This window comes from Rhodoluna miladensis (SeqCode), assembly GCF_965234705.1.
Lineage (GTDB): Bacteria > Actinomycetota > Actinomycetes > Actinomycetales > Microbacteriaceae > Rhodoluna > Rhodoluna miladensis.
This window is the reverse complement of record NZ_OZ248465.1, coordinates 593,766-615,827: the sequence shown is the minus strand read 5'-3', so window position 1 is coordinate 615,827 and position 22,062 is coordinate 593,766. Positions and strand designations below refer to the sequence as shown.

Genomic DNA, 22,062 nt, shown 5'->3' with positions numbered 1-22,062 from the left:
AAAAACTAGTGAGCGTGATGGCCTCTGCTGTGCTCGAAAACATAGCCAACGACACCGATGACGGCAAGTGGTACTGCGAAGTAAGTTAGCCACCATCCGATTGCAAGGGATGAAAAAACCAGTGCGCAGGCGATACCGAGATAAAGTGGCCACCAGCTCCAAGGCGAGAAGAATCCAAGCTCGGACTCTCCGTCTTCAATGTTGGCATCTGCTCTATCCTCTGGCACCAAACCTTGCGAATTTGAAGTCTTCCAAAGATAGAAACCTAGAAAAGCACTCATGAATGTCAGCATCGCTAGAGCTGCTGTTCCGATTGGCTCCCAACCTCCGTAGGTAAGAAACCACCAAAGCGCGTAGCCCGCAGTCACAAGAGCGTAAAAACCAGTCAAGAACAGCCAGAGGAGATAGTTAGTTTTCATGGGCTACTTCTTCGCTGCAGCTTTAGCTTCGGGTGATGCGTAATCGGGGTGGTGGAGATCGAACGCCGGGGATTCAGAGCGAATCCTAGGGATCGATGTGAAGTTGTGGCGAGGGAACGGAGTAGCTGTTGCCCACTCAAGAGATCTTCCATAACCCCACGGATCATCAAGGGTCACAACCGGAGCACTTCGGTACGTGATGTAGACGTTCCATAAAAATGGAATCACGGAAAGCGCAAGCAATATGGAGCCGAAGCTCGAGACCGCGTTCATCCAGGTAAAGCCATCTTCGGGAAGGTAAGTTGCGTAGCGACGTGGCATGCCGATTACTCCAAGCCAGTGCTGGATCAAGAATGTGATGTGGAAACCAAAGAAGGTTAGCCAGAACTGAATGTAACCAAGACGCTCATTCAGCATCTTTCCGGTCATCTTTGGCCACCAGAAATAGAATCCGGCGAACATCGCGAACACCACGGTTCCAAACACTACGTAATGGAAGTGCGCAACCACGAAGTAGCTATCCGACAAGTGGTAGTCAAGAGCAGGTGAAGCCAAGATAACTCCGGTTAGACCACCGAAGATGAAGGTGGTCAAAAAGCCAAGGCTCCAAAGCATTGGGTTTTCAAAAGTAATTGACCCGCGCCACATGGTTCCAATCCAGTTGAATATTTTCACACCGGTTGGAACCGCAATGAGCATCGTCGTGAAAGCGAAGAATGGCAACAGCACCGAGCCTGTGACGTACATGTGGTGAGCCCAAACGGTCATCGAAAGTGCAGCGATGGCGATTGTTGCAAACACCAGTGTCTTGTATCCAAAAATTGGCTTTCGGCTAAACACCGGGAAGATCTCGGAAACAATTCCAAAAAAAGGCAGAGCAAGAATGTAAACCTCGGGGTGGCCGAAGAACCAGAACAGATGCTGCCAGAGCATCGCTCCACCGTTGGCTGGATCAAAGATGTGAGCATCTAGTCGTCGGTCAGCTCCTAGTGCGAACAGTGCCGCGGCAAGAGGTGGGAAAGCCATGATCACCAGGATTGAAGTCACCAGTGTGTTCCAGGTGAAGATTGGCATGCGGAACATGGTCATTCCCGGAGCGCGCATGGTCAAGATGGTTGTGATGAAGTTCACTCCACCGAGAATGGTTCCAAATCCACCGAGGGCAAGACCAAATACCCATAAGTCGCCACCTATACCTGGCGAGAACGTCGTATTTGATAAGGGCGCGTATGCAAACCACCCAAACGAAGCAGCACCCTGAGGAGTAAAGAATCCTGAAACGGCCACGAAGGAACCGAAGAAGTAGAACCAGTAAGCGATTGCGTTCAGTCTTGGGAATGCAACATCAGGTGCGCCAATTTGAACTGGCATCAAAACATTTGCGAATCCTGCAAAAAGCGGGGTCGCAAACATCAAAAGCATGATGGTTCCGTGCATGGTAAATAGCTGGTTGTACTGCTCTTTGGTCTGAACAATATCTAGTCCAGGAGCTGCCAGTTGAGCGCGAATAACCAAAGCCATTACTCCCCCGATGAGGAAGTAAGCGAAAGATGTAATCAGGTACAGGTAGCCGATTTTTTTGTGATCGGTTGTTGTTAACCAGTCAACGAGGATCTGACCCTTGGACTGCTTCTTCTTTGAAGGGAAGCTGCCTCCGCTTGATGGGCGGGTTTCAGTTAAGGTGGCCATCTTGACTATCCTCTGATCTCTATGTTGTCACCGGGGAGGTTCTGGTTTCGATCGTAAGTTGTATCCAGCTGACCGGTCTGCCCCTTGGCAACCAGAGTTGCTAGATAGCTGTCGTACTCGGCTTGAGAAACAACCTTTACTTGGAAAAGCATCATCGAGTGATACTCACCACAAAGTTCCGCACACTTACCAGAGTAAGTTCCCTCGACTTGCGGCGTGAAGTACATGGTGTTGGTCTTGCCAGGGAACATATCTTTCTTGTACAGGAAGTCAATTACCCAGAAGGAGTGAATGACATCTCGCGCTGACAAGTCAATTTTGACGGTCTTGTCTACTGGAAGGTAAAGAGTAGGAAGGGTTTCCGGGACACCCTCTTGCCCATCAAACTGAGCCTGAATTCCGGATTCGAAAACGTTGGCGTCAACGTAGTTAAAGTCCCAACTCCACTGCTTAGCAATAACTTGAATCGTAACTTCTGGATTCTCGGTTGGCTGCTCAATAGCTGCCATGTCTCGGGCTGTGAAGGCAAAAAAGCCGATTACCAATATCAGTGGCACCACGGTGAAAAGAACTTCAATCGGGTTGTTGTATCGAAGCTGTGCAGGAATTCCAGTTTCTCCCTTGCGACGCCTGTAGACCAGAATTGCCCAGCCCATCAAGGCCCAAGCAATGATTCCAACTAGCCACAAAACGATCCAGGCGGTGTTCCATAATCCGGTGATTCGATCGGTGTGGTTGGTGACTCCCCAAACTCCAGGCAAAAAGCCCCTAGCAAACTGGTCGGAACAGCCAGAAACCAGCAAAACCATGGTGGTCGCTATCGGAACAATGGCCCACTTGAAACGTTTACTCACTGGAGAAAATGACCCTTCGGCTATCGAAATCCTATGAGTCTTAGTCTAAGCGAGGAAAATCGTACGGCCGTGCCAAAACGCCTATAAATTCGGGGTTTTCGAGCAGTCCTAGGAACTAAATCAGTTAGTTGAAGGAGTCTCCGCAAGCGCATGAGCCAGCTGCATTTGGGTTGTCAATCGTGAAACCCTGCTTTTGAATGGTGTCCTCAAAATCAATCGATGCACCCTCAAGATATGGAACGCTCATCTTGTCTACGACAACCTGAACACCATCAAAATTGGCAACAGCGTCGGACTCTTCCAAAACTTCATCGAAGAACAATTGATAGATCAAACCAGAGCATCCGCCTGGCTGCACTGAAACACGAAGTCTGAGGTCATCGCGGCCTTCAGCAGCCAGCAACGTGCGAACTTTGTCCTTCGCGGTGTCTGTGAGGCTTACTTTGTGGCTGAGTGTCTGCTCCATGCTTACTCTCCTAGAAAACTCGATGTTGCTACTACTCTAACAAGGCTGAACCTAGCTAAGGGTGATCTGATTCCCGCCTAGAAGAAATAGCAGCTGAGCCAAAATGGCCGACTGGAATCCCTCCAAATGAAGACTCTCGTTGGGCGAATGAGCCCTGGAATCAGGGTCTTCGACTCCCGTGACCAGCACCTGAGCTGAAGGAAAAACCCTCTCCAAATCGGCAATAAATGGAATTGACCCTCCGATGCCGATATCCACCGATTTCTCTCCAAAAGCCAGAGAAAGGGACTGCTCGGCTAGTGTCTTAGCCCAACCGGACTGCCCCAAACTGAAGGGTTTGCCAAGCTCTACGGCCCCAAAAGTGATCTCCGCGCCCAAAGTGTTATGGGCCAAGATGTGGCCCTTCAGGGCCTCCAGAGCCCGTTCTGGGTCATCTCCAGGGGCGATTCTAAGGCTCAGCTTGGCCTTGAGGCTCGGGACTAGGGTGTTGGAGGAAAGGGCCACAGTTGGGTAATCCAGCCCAATCAGGGTCAAGGCGGGCTTGGTCCAGATTCGAGGCAGAATTGGACCAGTGCCGATGGGCAAAGTGGAGGGCAAAAGCCCCGAATCGGACCTAAATTGGGCCTCGGAGTAGTCTAAATTGCTCTTTTCGGCCGAAAAAAGACCTGAAATGGTGACCGACCCGTTTTCATCCCACATGGAACCTAAAATCCTAACCAACGCCAGCATTGCGTCCGGAACAGCCCCTCCATACATACCGCTATGCACGGCGTGATCCAAAGTCCGAACTTCGAACTCAAGGGAAGCTAATCCCCGCAGGGTTGTGGTGATTGCCGGAACTGAGGTGCTCCAGTTGCCAGAGTCCGCTACAACAATGACGTCCCCTTCGAGCTGGTCTTTATGGGTTTCCAAGAAACTAGCAAAAGAGGGCGATCCCGCCTCTTCTTCACCTTCGATGAAAATAGCTAATCCAAGATCGAAGTCGGCTCCTGCAATTTCGGCAAGTAGTTTCACCGAGGCATAGTGGGCGATAATTCCCCCCTTGTCATCGGCGGCGCCTCGGCCATACATTCTGCCGTTTCGAATCTCGGGTTCAAACGGAGTGGAAACCCAAAGAACATCATCCCCAGGTGGTTGAACATCATGATGCGCGTAGAGCAAAATAGTGGGCCGTGAGTTTTTTGCTTTCCGGGTTGCCACAATTGCGGGGGCACCCAGTTGCGAGTTTCCGTAGCCAGCACGCAGAATCTCGACTTTGTCAAAAACGCCTAGTTCTTCAAACAATGACTTGACCGCCTCTGCGCTTTTGTCCAGCTGGCTGGCATCAAAAGCTTCCCAGGCGATTCCAGGAATCCGCACTAAATCTTTGAGGATTTCAAGTGCTTCAGGAAACAGAAGCTTGACGGCTGCGCTTGCCTTCTCCAGCTGCGCGGCAGAGGTGGTCGGTGGGATCAAGGTCATGAGGGTAATCTTAAGCGAAACCAATCAAAATCGAAGGACCCTAATGCCAGAGCAGACACCTCAGTCACAGCAGCCTAAAAAGGACGGCAAGGGTAAGCCAACTCCAGCTCGCAAGCAGCAAGAACAGCTGCGCAAAAAGCCAGTGGTTGGCAACCGCTCCCCTGAGGCCAAGAGGTTGGCAAAGCGAGCACTCCAGGCTGAACGCCTCAAGGCTCGAGAGGGTTTAGCGAATGGCGAAGAGCGCTACCTAACCAGCCGAGATCGTGGACCTCAAAGAAAACTCGCACGTGACATCGTTGACTCTAGATTCACCGCAGGTGAACTAGTTCTGCCGGCGCTATTTTTGGTGATAATCATCTCTTCAATTAGCACCGACGACGCGGTGACTGACCTGTACATCCAACTTGGAACTCTGATTGCAATGTGGGGGCTATTTGTAGCCGTCGGTCTCGACGGATTCATTCTTGGCAAGAAAACCCAGAAGATGGCCGAAGCTAAGTATGGAGATAAGGCCGAAAAGGGATTGCGCTGGTACGCAGCGATGCGCTCTATCCAAATGCGCGGCATGAGACTTCCAAAGCCACAGGTAAAGCGCGGAAACAAAACTTTCTAACAGAATGCTTAAAGACTGCTTACCTGAGTAAGCCGCGATTAATCTTTCTTGCCCAAAGCGGTCCCTCGTAAACGAAACCGGTGTAGCCCTGAACCAGTGCTGCTCCAAGCTCTAATCTCTGCAAAACATCGGTTGGGGTGAAGACTCCTCCGACCGAAACTATTGCAATTTCATTCGGCAAATTGGCGCGAAGTAGTTTGAGCACTTCGATGGATCTATCCTTCAGAACTGGGCCAGACAAACCTCCAGCGCCCATGTCCGAAACTCTTTGGCTATCGGTTCTCAAGCCAACTCGAGAAACAGTTGAATTAGTTGCTATAACTCCGGCAAGCCTGAGCTTGGTGGCTAATGCCGCAACAGCCACAACATCTTCATCTGCCAAATCAGGAGCTATCTTCACCAACACTGGCTTGCCAGCAGCTTTAGCAATTACGGCATTCAAAATCGGTTCAAGTTGATCAATTGCCTGAAGTGATCTAAGCCCTGGAGTGTTTGGAGAAGAAACGTTGACCGCAATGTAGTCAGCAAACGGGGCAAGCTTCTCGGCGCTGTACTGATAATCAGAAACCGCATCTTCCAACTCGGTAATCTTGCTCTTGCCTATGTTCACTCCAATTATCGGAAGTGTTGTACCGCTTGATCGAAGTTTCTCTAGTCGTCTCGCAACCGCATCGGCACCGTCATTGTTAAAACCCATTCGATTGATAAGGCTTAGGTCTTTCTTGAGTCTGAAGAGTCTTGGCTTAGGGTTTCCATCCTGTGCGTGCCGCGTGACTGTTCCAATCTCAACATGAGAAAAACCCAACTGTCCAAGTTCCTTCACCATTTCAGCGTTCTTATCGAATCCGGCTGCCATCCCGAATGGGCCTTTGAATTCAAGGCCCATGACCTTGACAGCACCTGGCTTGGTGCCTAAACGAGCTAAATCTGCAAGTCCTGTGGCTCCAAGAAATTTAATTAGCACCACACCAAGGTCATGAGCGGTCTCCGGATCAAAGCGGGAAAAGATTAGGTTGAAAAAAGCCCGATAGATCAATGTGCTAGATCACGCTAGCCTTTGCTGCCCTCGGATTGAATATCACTACTGGCACGAAGCACGCTGATAGCAGCCTCAAAATCTTCCAATGATTCCCAGCCCTGGTAAACACTCGCAAACCTCATAAAGGCAACTTCATCAAGAGCTCGAAGCGGTTCCAAGATGGCAAGTCCGATCTCGTGCGCCTCTACTTGAGCAGCACCTGATGATCTGATGATTTCCTCTACCTGCTGAGCCAAAACGGCAAGATCGGCGTCGGATACGGGTCTTCCTTGGCAGGCCTTACCTACACCGCTGACAATCTTTTCGCGACTGAAAGGCTCAGTAACCCCACTTCGTTTGATTACCGTGAGGGATGCAGTTTCAGAGGTTGTAAATCTCTTGCCGCACTCTGGGCATTGACGGCGCCTTCTGATAGCGGACCCATCTTCGCTGGTTCGGGAATCAGTCACACGTGAATCGGCATAGCGACAAAACGGACAATGCATTCTGAATCCTTCCCTTAATCCAATTTTAGAGCGCTGCTATTGAAATTGCACTTGTTTTCCGGTTCCAAATAATTACTTTTCTTCGAAGCGCTTTGAAACAGCACTTCCGTGAGCTGGAAGATCCTCGGCTTGCGCAAAAACCGGTAGTGATTCTGAGATTTCAGCTAGTCCTTCCTCGGCGTAATCAATTACTTGCTGTGTGCGCAAAAAGGTGTGAACACCGAGCCCTGAAGAGTATCTGGCGGTACCGCCGGTTGGCAGAACGTGATTCGACCCGGCCAAATAGTCTCCAACACTAACTGGTGAATACTCCCCCAGAAACACCGCTCCGGCATTGGTGATTGAGCTAAGGAGAGCAGCAGGGCCTGCAACTAGCAACTCTAAGTGCTCAGTTGCGTAGTGATTGGAAACTGCTACGGCAGCTTCAATGTCATCAACCAACACAAGTGCCGATTGCTGTCCGGCAAGCGCTTGTGAAATGCGAGCTGAGTGTTTAGCAACACTTAGTTGGCTCTGTAGTTCGACCAGAACGCCTTCAATCAACTCTGCCGAGTCGGTCACCAGCACCGCAGCAGCCGCCTCGTCGTGTTCGGCCTGTGAAATCAGATCAGCGGCAACAAACTTTGAATTTGCGTTCTTATCGGCGATGATCAAAATTTCTGTTGTGCCCGCCTCGGAATCAATTGCCACATCCGAGCGAACCAATCTTTTTGCCGCAGCAACATAGGCGTTGCCAGGGCCGGTGACTAATCGGACAGGCAGCAAATTGGCATCATCGAGGCCATATGCAAAAGCAGCAATCGCTGCAGGCCCTCCCATGCAATAGACCTCATCCAAACCAAGCATTGCTGCAGTAGCAAGAACACTTGGGTGGGGACGGCCGTCAAACTGCTTTTGTCCTGGGCTGGCTAAAACAATTCGAGGAACCTTGGCTATTTGAGCGGGTATCGCATTCATAATCACGCTGGATGGATAGACAGCTTTTCCACCTGGTGCGTAAAGTCCCACCGAGTCCATCGGTACGTAGCGTTGAGAAACCTTAGAACCGTTTGCCAGCTCAATCGTGAATGGCTTAGGCATTGCAGCTTGAGAAACCAAGCGATTACGTTCAATTGCCATTTCAATTGCTGACCGAAGTGCTGCATCACAGCTTGCAAGTGCGGACTGGAGTTCTTTATTGGAAACCCTCAAGGGTTCCGGATCAAAGCCGTCCAAGTCTTGAGTTAGCTTTCTTAGGTAGCTTGCTCCCCCACTTTTTACGCCTGCAATAACCTCAACTGCTACCTGCTCGGCCGATCGGCCATCTTGTTTAGCCCGAGGAAGCAATGATTTGATCTTCGCTTCGGTCAAAAGCTGCCCACGAAGATCCAGCTGGCGAATAATTGGCATTGGCCCGAGCTCTCTTTTCGATGATTGTGACCTAAGTCTATTTGGTCGGTTATTGCTGGAGGCTGAGCTAATCTTGTAAGCGATGCTTGAAAAAGACCTAAACCAAGACCCCTCTGATGCCTTGAAGGCTGCCTTTAGGCGCCACGCGTCCGGAGTTGCCGTGATCACAACCAAATCAGAATCTGGTGATCCTGTTGGTTTCACAGCAACCTCGATGACTTCACTTGGTTCAAACCCGGCATTGGTGACCTTCAATGTTTCACAGGGCTCATCTTCTTGGGCGGCCTTATCTAAGTCAACGCATTTAGCCCTTCACATGCTTGGATCAGAAAACCTTGGGCTGGCAAAGAAAATGGCAGAAGACCAAGCTAAACGCTTCGCTGATTCGGACTGGGAGTTCTCCGACTTTGGGCTTCCGGTGTTTAGAGACGCAACTGCTGTGCTTTTTGTAAAAGTTAGAGAGTTTCACCGAGTTGAGAACAACGCAGTGTTTATCACGGAAGTGCTTTCGGGCAAACTTGGGAAGCTAGACAAGGGGCTGTTGTATTTCCAGCGCTCTTATTTCAACCCAGCAGACACCGCACTCTGAACCAAAGACCCCGAACCCAGCAAAGCCTTTAGCTCGCCGATAAGGTCATCGCTGATTCTTACTCTTGGAGATAACTTAAAGCTTCTTGGGTTCAGCTCATCAATGAAAGTCAGCTGTACTTCTTCTTTGCCAGGATGAGCTCTCAAAGTTGCATCCAGGTTTTCGAGTACAGACCTAGTTGCATCAGCTTCTTGAATCTGAAGTCTAAGTGGCCCGTGGTTAGCTCCTTCAGAACCCAGAGCGATAGTTTCCATTGAGAAAGCTGAAATTGCATAGCCCTCATCTCTGGCATTTATTCGGCCACGAATCAGAACTACCTCATCGTTGATCAATGCTTCCGAATACTCTTTGTAGGTTTTGCCCATAAACATCACAGACATCTCACCTTCAAAATCTTCGATGATCACATTGGCGTATGGATTACCTGAGGATCTGGCAACCCGGTGGGTGACACTTGAAATCAGACCCGCTATAGTCACGGTCTCACCATCGCGGATTTCCTCACTGGTTAGCAGATCACCAATTGTAAAGTCTGCAAACTGAGCAAGCTGTTTTTCTCTACCGGCAAGTGGGTGATCAGATACGTACAGACCAAGCATTTCGCGCTCGTGCGCAAGCTTTTCAGCCTTTGGCCATTCTGGTCGATTAGGAATAACCAGCTGCGAATCGGATTCAGCAAATAGATCGCCAAACAAATCAACTTGACCGGTTGATTCGTTTCTCTTAATTACTGATTGTGAATCAACAGCTTCTTCGTGAATTTCGATCAATGAACGCCTAGTGTGGCCAAGCGAGTCAAATGCGCCAGCTTTAATTAGCGACTCGATGGTTCTCTTGGAACAAACCTGAGCGGGCGCTCGTCTCAAGAAATCAGTGAAGGATGAAAAAGGCTTATCCTTGCGCGCCGTGATGATTCCATCAACTACGTTGTGGCCAACGTTTCGGATTGCGCCAAGCCCGAAGCGAATGGTGTCCCCAACTGCGCTAAATGGTCCAATCGACTGATTAACATCTGGGGCAAGAACCTGAATGTCCATTCGACGACATTCGTTCAAGTAGATTGCCAGTTTGTCTTTTGAATCCCCCACAGAGGTAAGCAGCGCAGCCATATACTCGGCTGGGAAGTTTGCCTTTAGGTATGCAGTCCAGTAACTCAAAACTCCATAGCCAGCACTGTGTGCCTTATTGAAGGCGTAGTCTGCGAATGGAAGAAGAGTTTTCCAAAGAGTTTCAATAGCTGGTTCTGAGTATCCTTGGCCGGCCATACCTTCGCTGAAATCTTTGTACGAGCGATCCAGCTCTTTCTTATCTTTTTTACCCATCGCTCTTCTGAGAAGATCAGCCTGCGCAAGTGTGAAGCCAGCTACCTTTTGCGCAACGGCCATTACCTGCTCCTGATAAACAATCAGTCCATAGGTTGGGTCTAGAATCTCTGCCAGCGGAGCTGCAAGCTCCGGATGGATCGCTTCTGAATTTTGAAGAGCATTCTTGCGCAGAGCATAGTTAGTGTGGGATTTTTCTCCCATTGGACCTGGTCGGTAAAGCGCGATAACAGCGGAGATGTGTTCGAATTCACTCGGCTTTAGCATTCGAAGAAGAGAGCGCATCTGAGCACCGTCGAGCTGAAAAACCCCGAGGGTGTCCCCTCTGGACAAAAGCTCAAAGGTGTTTTGATCTGAATTCAAATCAAGTTCCTCAAGAACCACGCTCACCCCGCGGTTGGCTTTGATGTTTGCTAAAGCATCATCCAGAACTGTCAGGTTTCGAAGCCCTAGAAAATCCATCTTCAGTAGACCAAGTTTTTCGCACGGTGGCTGATCAAACTGGGTGATTACCGCACCGTCATCCTCTCTGCGCATGATTGGAATTACATCCAACAGTGGCTCAGCGGACATGATTACACCGGCTGCATGAACACCCCATTGGCGCTTGAGATTCTCAAGACCTCGGGCTAGTTCGAAGATTTTTGCTGAATCCGAATCGTTTTCTAATGCCTCGCGAAATTCTGCGGCTTCTTTATAACGAGAGTTTTGCTCAGCCTGTTTGTCCTTTGGCTTTTCAACCAACTCTCCTAAGGTCACATCCCGACCTAGGACCATCGGGGGCATCAACTTTGTGAGCTTCTCCCCTGCCGCATACGGCATGCCAAGAACGCGAGCAGAATCCTTGAGGGCTTGTTTGGCCTTGATGGTTCCAAAGGTCACGATCTGAGCAACGCGATCCTCGCCGTATTTTTGGCTCACGTACCTAATGACTTCTCCGCGTCTTCGATCATCAAAATCAACATCGATATCTGGCGGTGAAACACGCTCGGGGTTCAAGAAGCGCTCAAAAATTAGTCCGTGCACGATTGGATCCAGTTCCGTGATTCCCATGGCGTAAGCAACGATTGATCCTGCTGCAGAACCACGACCTGGTCCCACTCGAATTCCCTGCGCTCTTGCCCAAGCAATAAAGTCTGAAACCACAAGGAAGTATCCAGGGAAACCCATTTGTGCGATGACATTTACTTCGTACTCGGCCTGCTTGGCTTGGCGCTCAGGAACTACCTCGCCGTAGCGGCGCTTCATTCCCTTATCCACTTCCTTTGCAAACCAGCTAGCTTCTGTTTCACCCTCGGGAAGAGGGAATTTGGGCATCAGGTCGCGCTTTTTGAACTCGACATTGCATCGCTCGGCTATCAAAAGAGTGTTGTCACATGAATCTGGGTGATCTCTGAACAGCTCTCTCATCTGTTCAGCGGATTTCAGGTAATACTCACGTCCGTCGAATTTAAAGCGATTTGGGTCAAGTAAGTTTGTTCCCGACTGCACACACAACAATGCCTCGTGGCTAACTGAATCGGAGGCGTGGGTGTAGTGCAGGTCATTTGTGGCTACCAGCGGCAAGGAAAGATCTTTTGCAAGTCGCAATAGATCCGGCATCGCACGGCGTTCGATATCGATTCCATGATCCATAATTTCGACGAAATAGTTGTCTTTGCCAAATACGTCGCGATAGAAAGCAGCTGCTTCTAGGGCTTTGTCGTATTGGCCCAGACGAATAAGGGTCTGGACTTCACCCGAGGCGCAACCGGTGGTTGCAATGATTCCTTTGCCATATTCCTGAAGCAGCTGCCTATCCATACGAGGCTTGAAATAGAATCCATCCAACCAAGCCTTGGAAGACATTTTGAAGAGGTTGTACATACCTTCGGTAGTTTCAGCAAACATTGTTAGGTGTGTGAATGCTCCACCGCCGGAGACATCATCCTCGCCACCGACTCCCCACTGAACTCGGGTGCGCTCTGTTCGAGGGGTGCCTGGCGAAAGATATGCTTCGATACCGATGATTGGCTTGATGCCATTGGCTTTTGCAGTTTGATAGAAATCGTAAGCGCCGAAGTTATTACCGTGATCAGTAATTGCTATTGCCGGCATTCCTAACCGGGCAGCTTCTTCAGTGAGGGGTTTTACCCTGGCCGCACCATCGAGCATCGAATACTCGCTGTGCACATGAAGGTGCACAAAGGAATCCTTAGCTGACAAGTGGGCCTCTAGAAATAGCAGTGGTTGGTGGGATTTTTAGCCTAAGGGTTTCTAGGCTCGGAGCTTTACAAGCACCTCGGCCAAGTCCTTGGGGTACTCCGAGACAAAATGCATTTGCTTACCCGTGATGGGGTGGGTAAATCCGAGTTCTTTGGCATGGAGCCACTGGCGGTCTATACCGAGCTTTTTGGCAAGGGTTGGATCTGCCCCATACATAGTGTCCCCAAGTAATGGATGCTTGAAAGCTGAAAAGTGCACGCGGATCTGGTGAGTTCTTCCGGTTTCAAGGTTCACTTCACAAAGAGCAACGGCGGCGAACAATTCGAGCACTTTGTAATGAGTGACAGAGGGTTTGCCATCTTCCATTACTGCGAACTTGAATTCAGCTTTTGGGTGCCTACCTATGGGTGCATCAAAGGTGCCTTCTATTGGATCTGGGTGACCTTGAATAATGGCGTGATAGATCTTGTTCACGGCTCTATCCCGAAAATCTTGTTTCAGTTTCGAATAGGCCAGTTCGGATTTCGCGAGCATCATCAGCCCACTGGTTCCAACATCTAGTCGTTGGACTATTCCCTGACGCTCCTGGGCTCCGGAAGTTGTTAGTTGAATTCCGCGCGCCAGCAACGCTCCAGCAACCGTTGGGCCCACGTAGCCAACTGTTGGGTGAGCAACAACCCCGGCTGGTTTATCGACGATGACTAGATCATCGTCCTGATAAATCACCAATAGCTCATCCACCGGAGTGGCAACCACCTTGAGCTCTTGAGCTGCTTTTGGTGGTTCAACTTCCAGCAAGTCAGCTAGATTCACCCGATCAGATTTTCCGAGAGTTTTCTTACCAACTCGGGCCCCACCTGTTTCACAAAGTTCAGCCGCAGCTGAGCGCGAAATCCCAAGCAAGCGCGCAATCGCGGTATCAACCCTCTCGCCCGCAAGGGACTGATCAATTTCAAAGCTCTGACTCATTTTTTTCTCGGCGCAACGCCGCCGAGGTTTTCACCCCGGAAGACTCTGATAACTGTAAGGGAAGCCATAGTGACGATAAAGATATCTGCCAGGTTGAATACCGGGAAATTGAAAGGAATTTGGATGAAGTCAACTACGTGACCATTTCCAAAATTTGGCTCTCTGATCAGACGATCAATTAGATTACCGACTACCCCAGCAAGAAAGATGCCGGCCATAACCGCCCAGGATCGTGAAGTAATCCTTCTTGAAAACCAGATTGTTGCCAAAGTGGCGGCGGCTGCTATGACGGCAAGAATCCACGTTTCACCAAAGCCAAGTGAGAAGGCAGCCGAGTCGTTGTAGATAAGTCGCCAAGAAAGCACTTCCCCAATAACCGGATAGCCGATTCCAGGTTTTAGGGTTGCTATCGCAAGATTTTTTGTGAACTGATCAACAGCAATTAGAACAAGTGCAACAACAAGGTATAGCCAGCGGCTAGCTGCTTGTTTTGACTTGCTCAAGAACCTGCACTACCCGCTGATGCCGGGAGTGGATCCGGGAGCCTGCTGCGATGGCGCAACTCCTGCCGAATCTAGCTCGGTTAGCTGAGACTCGATGTAGGACTTCAGGCGTGTGCGGTACTCACGCTCGAAGCTACGAAGCTGCTGGATGCTGTGCTCGATTACTGCCTTTTCTTGCTCTAGGCGGTTCAGGTCGGAGCGTTGCTGAGCTTCTGCTTCGCGAACTAAACGAGCAGCGGTTGCGTGGCCTTCAGCGATGAGCTCATCGCGCTTGACCATACCTTCACGCACGTGCTCGTCGTGCAGCTTACGAGCAAGCTGAAGCAAGTTGTTGGTGTTGGAAGAATCCAAAGTTGATGGGTCAGCAACAGCCTCAGGGAATGCCATAGGAGCTGGTGTGACCTCAGGGGCTGAGACAAGCTGGGATGGAAGATCTGCTCCACTTCGCTGAAGCTCTGCAATGCGTCCGTCTGCAGCCAGTAGGCGGCGGCGAAGGTCCTCGTTCTCCTGGTAGAGCCTTCTTAGTTCGACGACAATCTCGTCTAGAAAGTCATCGACTTCGTCCTGGTCATAGCCTTCGCGAAACTTGGTTGGCTGGAACCTCTTATTGACAACATCTTCTGGAGTTAGTGGCATTACTGTCTTCCTCTTTCGATTGGCCAGCTTGGGCCGAACTTTCTAAAAGCCTAACCCAAGATGAATTGGCTCGCTATATGAGGCCGCGAACCAGACTTTGAGCGAACACTACGCCCAGCACCAGTGCCGTCCAGGCAAAATCCAAAGAAATGGCGCCCATGCGTACCGGCTTTATGTATTGCCTCAAGAACCTAAGCGGTGGGTCGGTTAAGGTGAAGATAATCTCTGCAACCGGCAACAGTATGCCCTTGGGCCGAAACGCTGGATTCACAGACATCAGCAGATCGAGAATTAGGCGGCCGATAAGTGCATAGAAGTAAAGCTGCAGCGCCCAATAAACAATTAGAGCGATTAGTCCCATAGCGGAACCTATGGACGAACTAGAAGCTCGTCAACCTCGCTGTTGGTCTCTGCTGCCTGCTCCTCGTTGACTGCAACGTGGGTTGGGGTCAGCAAAAATACCTTTGGGGTCACGCGACGCATGTGGCCTTCTAGACCCTCTTTTAGTCCAAGCATGAAATCAAGCATGCGACGAGACTCAACTTCGCTCATCTCTCCCATGTTCACAATCACTGGAATTCCGATTCGGTAGTGAGCTGCAACCATTGGCGCCTCTTCGTAAGACTTTGGCTCGATGGTGAAAATCTCCGCGACATCATTTGACCCGCGACGAGGTCGTGGGCTCATTACGCGAGCAGGTCGCGCTGCAGTAGACACTGAATCCTGGCGAGTTGGCAGCTCGTTGGACTCCTCGGCAAATCCGAGAAATTCCATGCTGCGCTGTAGTATTCCGGCCATTAGTTCCTCCTGGGGTTTAACTTCTCTAAGAATATGGCTAAGTAGGCCGATTACCCGTTATTGCGGTACCTATTCGCAAGTGTGTCGCGCCATAAGCAATAGCTGTTTCAAAGTCCCCCGACATGCCCATTGAGAGCCTGTTCGCCCCTGGAGCAAGCTTTTGTAGCTCGACCGACAATGCGGCCAGTCTTTCAAACTCGAGCTCTGGGGCCACCTCGAGGCCCCCAACCCCCATTAGGCCAACAAGCTCAAGTCCTGGGCTCGAAAGCACTCGCTCGGCAAAGGCCATCAGATCTTCTGGGTTTACTCCCCCTCGCTCTGGATCCTCGGTCATGTTGACCTGGACAAAGACCTTGAGCGGATTCTCGCGCTCGGCTGTGCGCTTTTGAAGTTCGTCAAGCAAGGAAGGTCTATCTAGCGAATGAAGAAAGTCGGCATATTCAAGAACCGATTTGACCTTATTGGTTTGAAGCTGGCCAATAAAGTGCCAATTGAACCGCTCGCTGGATTCGGAAGCAATCAGCTTGGCCTTGGGGCCGGCTTCCTGGTCCCGGTTTTCACCAAAATCTCTAGCACCCAGTGCCAGAAGATCGTGAACCAACTGGTGAGGGTGGTTTTTGGTCACCACAACGAGCGTGATTTGACTTGAATCTCGATTGGCCGAACTCGCTGCAGTCGCTATTGAATCAACGATTGCTTGGTAGCGCTGGCCAAGCTCGGTCAATTAACCTCTGAGGAACTCAGGGATGTCGAGGTCGTCACCGAAGGTGCCATCGGCAGTCTGCGGTCGCTTTGGTAAGGAGGGTGACTGATCGATTTCAATGTCAAGATCTGCGGCGTAGTCCATCGCGAAAGACTGAACCGGCATTGGCAGTGGCTCCTCCGCAATCTCGATTGCTGGAGTGTCGAAGAATGAGATTGACTCAACAACAGGTGCCGCAACTGGAACAACTGGAGGAAGTGGTTGCTCAACTTCTGCGAAAACTGTTCTTGGGCTCTTGCGTGCTTTCGGGAAGCCACCGTCGAAACCAGCAGCGATAACCGTGATGCGAACCTCGTCGCCAAGCGTGTCATCGATTGTGGTTCCGTAGATGATGTTCGCTTCTGGGCTAACAGCTTCTTGAACCAGTCTTGCCGCCTCGTCAATTTCGTGAAGACCAAGATCGGAGGCTCCCTGAACTAAAAGTAGAACACCGTGAGCGCCATCGATGCTGGACTCAAGCAGCGGAGAAGAAACTGCCATCTCGGCTGCACGGATTGCGCGGTCCTCACCCTTGGCAGTACCGATACCCATCAAGGCAGAACCTGCACCTTGCATAACTGACTTCACATCGGCGAAGTCCAAGTTGATTAGTCCTGGAGTAGTGATCAAATCAGTGATGCCCTGAACACCGGCACGAAGCACATCGTCAGCCGTCCTGAAAGCTTCCACTACAGAAACTGACTTGTCAGCAATTTCGAGAAGCCTCTGGTTTGGAACAACGATCAAAGTGTCCACCTCGGCGCGAATAGCTTCGATTCCGCGCTCAGCTTGCTGCATTCTGCGCTTACCTTCAAAACCGAATGGCTTGGTGACTACTCCAACGGTTAGAGCACCGACGCGCTTAGCAACACGGGCAACAATCGGTGCAGCACCGGTTCCAGTTCCTCCGCCTTCACCGGCGGTTACGAACACCATGTCTGAGCCACGAAGAGCTGCCTCTATTTCTTCCTCGTGATCTTCAGCAGCACGCTTACCGATTTCTGGGTCAGCTCCTGCTCCAAGTCCACGAGTCAAGTCTCTTCCGATATCCAGCTTCACGTGAGCTTCACTCATCAGCAGAGCTTGTGCGTCAGTGTTGATTGCAACGAACTCCACACCGCGCAAGCCAGACTCGATCATGCGGTTGAGTGCGTTGACTCCACCTCCACCAACTCCAACGACCTTGATAACGGCCAGGTAGTTTTGGTTCAGACCCATGATGCTCCTTCAAATCGACAGCCGTGACTTTTGCAAGTCACTGCGAAATTACAAACCCTCAAGCTCAGCTTTAGCCTTAAGCTCTACGGCTTTTTGAACTCCGCGCCAAAAAAATAGGCCTAGATGGCCCATTTGTGGCGTAACGGGTACGGGCGTGTCTAAAAGTTGTCGAATCGTACAACCGGTGCGTTTGGAGAGGAAACGTCAAAGGTCACCGACTGGGTTTTTCGGTGATTTGCCATCAAAGCCTGAAGCACCTTTGACTTTAGAACCGAATCGGAACTGTCGCCCCAAATAATCCTCTGCTCGCGAGAAGTTCTAAGGCTCATCTGAACATCGTCCTTAGAACGAGCTTCGATGAACTCTACTTGATGCAGTAAATCCTCGGGAAGTGCCATTAGCACTTCGATCGCGTTTCTATAGCGCTGCGAGTTCCTAGGTTCTTCACTGATTTGAATCTCAGGTAATTCCTCGGAACCGGTCGCCTGGGCCACCTTGACCCCCGCTGGGTCATAAAGCCAACGCTCGCCCTTGACTGCAACAACGCTGATTGCCTGGCGCTCTGAAATCTTTACCTGCAAACCATTTGGCGGCACGGCAGTTGCAGAAAATGACTCAATGAGAGCAAAGCTAGCTAACGATTGAGCTACCGCGTTCTCGTCCAGAAGCGGCAATGGAGTTCCGATGTGCCCCTGGAGTGCCTTTGAAATTAGTTCTGGCTGAATCCGCTCGGTACCCGTGACGTAAATTTCCTTGATGGCTAAAGCGGGAGAGAAAGTTGCGCCTGCGACTATAGCCAGCAGGATAGCTATTGAACCAACACTGATCGATGCAATGATGCGTTTTGCGCGTCTGGATGTAACCATCCGACCAATAAGTGAGTTGTCAAGCTCTCGCTGAGTTATGCGCCTGGGTGCTTTAGCCAAAGTATTAAGCCGTTGCCTTTGGAGCTTTTCTCCAGGAAGCTTTTTCGAACCGGGGCGCTTCAATCTACTAACTCTTCTTTAGTGCTTGAAGAAGCTGAGGAACCATGCGATAAACATCGCCGCAACCCATGGTTACGATGAAATCTCCCGAGTCGGCCAAGCTCGCCGCCTTAGCCGATGCCTCTTCCCAGTTCGGAACGTAGTGAATTTTTGACTGGTCGGAGAAGTTGTTCAAAATAAGCTCACCGGTGACACCTGGTTCTGGATCTTCACGGGCTGCATAGATATCTAGCAGAACCACTTCATCACTTTCGGCCAGCACCTGAGCGAACTCTTTGGCAAACAATCTGGTGCGTGAATAAAGGTGTGGCTGAAAAACAGTTATTAGCTTGCCAGAACCAACTACCGCTCTAGCGCCATTTAGAGCCGCCTGCACTTCAGTTGGATGATGAGCGAAATCGTCATACACGCTAACACCTCGCTCTTTCCCGTGAAGCTCGAACCTTCGCTCTGTTCCTTCAAATTTTGCGACCTCGAAAACTGACGCTTGAAAATCTAAACCAAGGCTCACCAGAGTCGCGACCGCTCCCGCAGCATTTAGAGCGTTGTGTCGTCCGGCAAGAATCAAAGTGGCGCTTGATTTCTCGTCTTTGTAAACCAACTCAAATGAAATGCGGGCGTCTTCTTTTATGTTCTGCACTCGAACCGTGGCGTCTTTAGCCTCGCCGAACGTGATCATTGGCTTTGTTATCAGTTTGGCGACTTCCTTCGCGCCATGATCATCGGAGCTGATCACAACTAGCTCCTTAGATTTGTTGGCAAAGTCTGCAAAAACTCTATGGAAAGCCTCGATGCTTCCGTAGTGATCAAGGTGGTCAGGGTCAACGTTGGTAATCAAGCTAATTGCAGTGTCATAGAGCAGAAAAGAACCATCTGATTCATCCGCCTCAATCACAAAGAATTCACCTGTTCCCGAGCTGCTGCTTTGTCCTACCGAATTGATAACTCCCCCGTTAACAAAAGATGGATCCTGTCCCATCGCCATAAGTGCGGTGATCACCATTCCGGTTGAAGTTGTCTTGCCGTGGGCCCCGGCTACTGCGATCAATCGTTTACTTGATGCCAGTTTCGCCAACGCTTGAGAGCGATGAATAACAGGGATACCTTTTTCCTTCGCAAGCAGATACTCCGGGTTAGTTGGCCACAGTGCACTTGTGACCACAACCGTGTCTGGATTTCCCAAATGTGACTGATCGTGCCCGATGTAAATCCTCGCTCCAAGTTCGCGAAGCGCCGCCACGTTTGAGCTATCCCGAAGATCGCTACCGGTCACAACATGTCCCATGCCAATTAAGATCCTCGCGATGCCGCTCATGCCAGAACCACCAATGCCAATGAAGTGCACCGTACCTAGCTGATCTGGTACTGCCTGTGTGAAATCTGGTTTGATCATCTTCTTGCCAGCACCTCGTCAATAAGGGCGACAAAACGTTCGGTACCATCCAAAACCCCGGCTTGTTTAGCAAACTCTGACATTTCAGCAAGGCGCTTGCTGTCGGAGAGCATAGGAATCAATGTCGAGCGCACGTAATCCAGGGTGAATTCTGAATCGGCAATTGTGATCGCGCCACCGGCAGCCAAAACATCCTGAAGATTGAATTTCTGCTCACCATTGCCCACCGGGTAGGGGATGTATAAAGCTGGCAAACCGATTGCCGAGAATTCAGAAACCGTTGCAGCCCCCGCTCTCGATACGGCAAAATCACTTGCTGCGATAGCCAATTCCATTTGATCGACGTATCTCACTCTTGCGTATTGAGGCTCCGATACTTCATCAAGTTCGCTGGCGCCTCCAACAATGTGCAGCATTTGGATGCCAGCGGCAGCAAAAACCGCCCTGCTGGATTCGACAGTTTGATTGATGCTTCTGGCGCCTAATGAACCGCCGGTGACCAAAAGAGTCAGCTGATCGGGCCTTAGACCAAAATGCTTTCGAGCTGCTGCAGCATCTTTTTTGGTTGCAAGAGCGACGATTGATTCTCGAAGCGGCATTCCAACAAACTCGGTGTGTGCCATGTTAGCCGAGCGAAAAGTCTTTCCTGCAGCACTGGCAAAACGGTTACCAACTTTGTTGGCGATTCCAGGTAAGGCATTTGCCTCATGTATAACAATTGGGACCTTCTCGCGTTTAGCCGCGACATATGCTGGCGCACTTACATAACCGCCAAAACCAACCACAATGTTGATTGAGTGCGCCCGGATGTACTTTCTTACCTTGGACACTGCAGATGCGAACTTAAATGGAAAGACTATGGCCCATAAACCGGGACGTCTTGGAAATGGAAGTTTTTCAATAAACAACAGTTCGATTCCGGCTTCCGGTACCAGTCTGGACTCAAGACCCTCTTTGGTTCCCAGCGCTAAAACTTGATCTTGGGGTGAACGCTTGCGCAAATAGTCTGCAACTGTGAGCAGCGGATTCACGTGACCAGCGGTTCCGCCGCCGGTCAACAAGTAATTTGTCAACGCCTTACTCCCCGAAGTGGCTGTCGGTGATTGTCCTTTTCAAATGCCAGGACCAAACCGATTCCGGCCAATGTTGCGATCAAAGACGAACCACCTGCTGATATCAGTGGCAGCGGAACGCCAAGAACCGGAAGGACTCCAAGCACAACGGCTATGTTTACCGCAGACTGACTGAGTATCCAGATCACAACACCCAGTGTTGTCACTCGCGCAAAAGTAGATTGAGCTCGCAACATAACTCTTATAAGCGAAGCGATAAGCAAAGCAAACATTCCAATTACAACCATGGCGCCAACTAGACCGAGCTCTTCACCGATAACAGCGAAGATAAAGTCATTTTCAACTTCCGGAATCCAGGACCACTTCATCTTGGAGTTTCCAAGTCCAACTCCAAACACTCCACCGGCAGCTAGCGCCCAGGTGCCATGTTCAAATTGCCAGTTGAATGCATCCGAGGAAGCAGATCCTGGGTTTAGCCATGCAGTGATTCGCGCCATGCGCGAAGCGCTGGTTGCAGTTGCTACTGCAGCAAGTCCTATTGCTAATAGGGCCACTCGACCCAGAATTTTCCCTGGCGCTCCAGCCATCAGCAGCGTTCCAAAGATTATGAAGGAGAAGATAACCGCAGTACCAAGATCTCTACCAAACATCACCAAGAGCACCGCTCCGCCACCAACTGCCAGCAGTGGGTAGAGCACTCGCTGAGGATTGTCCATCTCAAACTCGCGGTTTGAGATAAACCATCCCATGTACATAATCAACGCCAGCTTCAAAAACTCAGAAGGCTGCAAGGTGAAACCTGCAATTGAAAGCCAGTTGGTGTTTCCGTTTACCGAAATTCCAATAAATGGAACTGCAAGCTGCAGCCCAAATCCAATCATCAGCACTAGCCCAACTCGGTTTCTAATGAAACTCACCGGAAGGCTTGCGATAACTAGCATCAGGGCTAGCCCAATCAATGCGTATAGAAATTGCCTCGAGAAAATGTAGTAGGCATCACGATTGGCAACCAGGGAATCAATTGATGAGGATGAAAGCACCATCACCAAGCCGAAGACCACCAAAAAACCGGTTAGTCCGGCTAGGCGGTAGAAGTAAATCGATTCAGCGCGGAAGTTATCTTGCAACCACGCTTTGAAATTGTTTAGCGGATTTGAACGGGTTTTTCTCACCTGTCTAGGTGCGTTAGTTCTGGGCTGGATTCTGGTCACTT

22 protein-coding genes are annotated in these 22,062 nt (G+C 50.4%); 2 read left to right on the top strand and 20 right to left on the bottom strand.

Annotation, left to right across the window (positions count from 1 at the left end; genetic code table 11):
- Window positions 1-5 precede the first annotated feature (5 nt).
- From AC8GDC_RS03055 to AC8GDC_RS03035, 5 genes are all read right to left on the bottom strand, one after another.
- Window positions 6-419, bottom strand: coding sequence for a cytochrome c oxidase subunit 4 (locus tag AC8GDC_RS03055; RefSeq protein ID WP_506558411.1), 414 nt, complete (start codon window positions 417-419; stop codon window positions 6-8).
- 3 nt (window positions 420-422) lie between these two features.
- Window positions 423-2,108 (bottom strand): aa3-type cytochrome oxidase subunit I, encoded by a 1,686-nt coding sequence (ctaD, locus tag AC8GDC_RS03050; RefSeq protein ID WP_506558410.1) that lies wholly within the window; start codon window positions 2,106-2,108, stop codon window positions 423-425.
- Window positions 2,109-2,113: 5 nt separating this feature from the next.
- Window positions 2,114-2,917 (bottom strand): aa3-type cytochrome oxidase subunit II, encoded by an 804-nt coding sequence (gene ctaC, locus AC8GDC_RS03045; protein ID WP_506558461.1) that lies wholly within the window; start codon window positions 2,915-2,917, stop codon window positions 2,114-2,116.
- 169 nt (window positions 2,918-3,086) lie between these two features.
- Window positions 3,087-3,428, bottom strand: a complete 342-nt coding sequence (gene erpA, locus AC8GDC_RS03040; RefSeq protein WP_506558409.1) for an iron-sulfur cluster insertion protein ErpA — start codon at window positions 3,426-3,428, stop codon at window positions 3,087-3,089.
- A 51-nt stretch (window positions 3,429-3,479) separates the two neighbouring features.
- On the bottom strand, window positions 3,480-4,889 hold the full coding sequence (locus tag AC8GDC_RS03035) for a dipeptidase (RefSeq protein WP_506558408.1): 1,410 nt from the start codon (window positions 4,887-4,889) through the stop codon (window positions 3,480-3,482).
- A gap of 43 nt (window positions 4,890-4,932) precedes the next feature.
- Here AC8GDC_RS03035 and AC8GDC_RS03030 point away from each other — a divergent pair, with 43 nt between their 5' ends.
- Window positions 4,933-5,502, top strand: a complete 570-nt coding sequence (locus AC8GDC_RS03030) for a DUF3043 domain-containing protein (RefSeq protein WP_506558407.1) — start codon at window positions 4,933-4,935, stop codon at window positions 5,500-5,502.
- Between the two features lie 19 nt (window positions 5,503-5,521).
- On the opposite strand, the gene AC8GDC_RS03025 is transcribed toward AC8GDC_RS03030, so the two are convergent.
- The 3 genes from AC8GDC_RS03025 to hisD all read right to left on the bottom strand — a co-directional run bounded on the left by AC8GDC_RS03025 (window position 5,522) and on the right by hisD (window position 8,415).
- Window positions 5,522-6,535 carry a quinone-dependent dihydroorotate dehydrogenase gene (locus AC8GDC_RS03025; RefSeq protein WP_506558460.1) on the bottom strand — a complete coding sequence of 338 codons (1,014 nt, stop codon included), beginning with the start codon at window positions 6,533-6,535 and terminating at the stop codon, window positions 5,522-5,524.
- A 17-nt stretch (window positions 6,536-6,552) separates the two neighbouring features.
- Window positions 6,553-7,026, bottom strand: a complete 474-nt coding sequence (gene nrdR, locus AC8GDC_RS03020) for a transcriptional regulator NrdR (RefSeq protein ID WP_506558406.1) — start codon at window positions 7,024-7,026, stop codon at window positions 6,553-6,555.
- Between the two features lie 72 nt (window positions 7,027-7,098).
- Window positions 7,099-8,415, bottom strand: a complete 1,317-nt coding sequence (gene hisD, locus AC8GDC_RS03015) for a histidinol dehydrogenase (protein ID WP_506558405.1) — start codon at window positions 8,413-8,415, stop codon at window positions 7,099-7,101.
- 82 nt (window positions 8,416-8,497) lie between these two features.
- Between hisD and AC8GDC_RS03010 the strand changes: the two genes are divergently transcribed.
- Window positions 8,498-9,004, top strand: coding sequence for a flavin reductase family protein (locus AC8GDC_RS03010; RefSeq protein ID WP_506558404.1), 507 nt, complete (start codon window positions 8,498-8,500; stop codon window positions 9,002-9,004).
- Here the strand turns inward: AC8GDC_RS03010 and dnaE are convergent.
- The 12 genes from dnaE to ftsW form a co-directional block, all read right to left on the bottom strand.
- Window positions 8,974-12,480, bottom strand: coding sequence for a DNA polymerase III subunit alpha (dnaE, locus tag AC8GDC_RS03005; RefSeq protein ID WP_506558459.1), 3,507 nt, complete (start codon window positions 12,478-12,480; stop codon window positions 8,974-8,976). The two genes, AC8GDC_RS03010 and dnaE, sit on opposite strands and share 31 nt — an antisense overlap.
- A gap of 102 nt (window positions 12,481-12,582) precedes the next feature.
- Window positions 12,583-13,500 carry an RluA family pseudouridine synthase gene (locus AC8GDC_RS03000; protein WP_506558403.1) on the bottom strand — a complete coding sequence of 306 codons (918 nt, stop codon included), beginning with the start codon at window positions 13,498-13,500 and terminating at the stop codon, window positions 12,583-12,585.
- Complete coding sequence (locus AC8GDC_RS02995; protein ID WP_506558402.1) at window positions 13,497-14,003, bottom strand: signal peptidase II; 507 nt, start codon at window positions 14,001-14,003, stop codon at window positions 13,497-13,499. Before AC8GDC_RS02995 ends, AC8GDC_RS03000 begins: the two co-directional genes overlap by 4 nt.
- Window positions 14,004-14,012: 9 nt before the next feature.
- A complete protein-coding gene (locus AC8GDC_RS02990; protein WP_506558401.1) occupies window positions 14,013-14,639 on the bottom strand; it encodes a DivIVA domain-containing protein in 627 nt (208 codons plus the stop codon).
- Window positions 14,640-14,712: 73 nt separating this feature from the next.
- Window positions 14,713-15,000, bottom strand: a complete 288-nt coding sequence (locus AC8GDC_RS02985) for a YggT family protein (protein ID WP_506558400.1) — start codon at window positions 14,998-15,000, stop codon at window positions 14,713-14,715.
- A gap of 8 nt (window positions 15,001-15,008) precedes the next feature.
- Window positions 15,009-15,437, bottom strand: coding sequence for a cell division protein SepF (locus tag AC8GDC_RS02980; RefSeq protein WP_506558399.1), 429 nt, complete (start codon window positions 15,435-15,437; stop codon window positions 15,009-15,011).
- Window positions 15,438-15,474: 37 nt separating this feature from the next.
- Window positions 15,475-16,161 (bottom strand): YggS family pyridoxal phosphate-dependent enzyme, encoded by a 687-nt coding sequence (locus AC8GDC_RS02975; protein ID WP_506558398.1) that lies wholly within the window; start codon window positions 16,159-16,161, stop codon window positions 15,475-15,477.
- Window positions 16,162-17,397, bottom strand: coding sequence for a cell division protein FtsZ (gene ftsZ, locus AC8GDC_RS02970; RefSeq protein ID WP_506558397.1), 1,236 nt, complete (start codon window positions 17,395-17,397; stop codon window positions 16,162-16,164). It abuts the gene before it with no gap.
- Between the two features lie 158 nt (window positions 17,398-17,555).
- Complete coding sequence (locus AC8GDC_RS02965; RefSeq protein ID WP_506558396.1) at window positions 17,556-18,323, bottom strand: FtsQ-type POTRA domain-containing protein; 768 nt, start codon at window positions 18,321-18,323, stop codon at window positions 17,556-17,558.
- Between the two features lie 67 nt (window positions 18,324-18,390).
- A complete protein-coding gene (gene murC, locus AC8GDC_RS02960) occupies window positions 18,391-19,776 on the bottom strand; it encodes a UDP-N-acetylmuramate--L-alanine ligase (RefSeq protein ID WP_506558395.1) in 1,386 nt (461 codons plus the stop codon).
- A complete protein-coding gene (gene murG, locus AC8GDC_RS02955) occupies window positions 19,773-20,849 on the bottom strand; it encodes an undecaprenyldiphospho-muramoylpentapeptide beta-N-acetylglucosaminyltransferase (protein WP_506558394.1) in 1,077 nt (358 codons plus the stop codon). Before murG ends, murC begins: the two co-directional genes overlap by 4 nt.
- Window positions 20,846-22,060, bottom strand: coding sequence for a putative lipid II flippase FtsW (gene ftsW / locus AC8GDC_RS02950; protein WP_506558393.1), 1,215 nt, complete (start codon window positions 22,058-22,060; stop codon window positions 20,846-20,848). Before ftsW ends, murG begins: the two co-directional genes overlap by 4 nt.
- Between the last annotated feature and the right edge of the window lie 2 nt (window positions 22,061-22,062).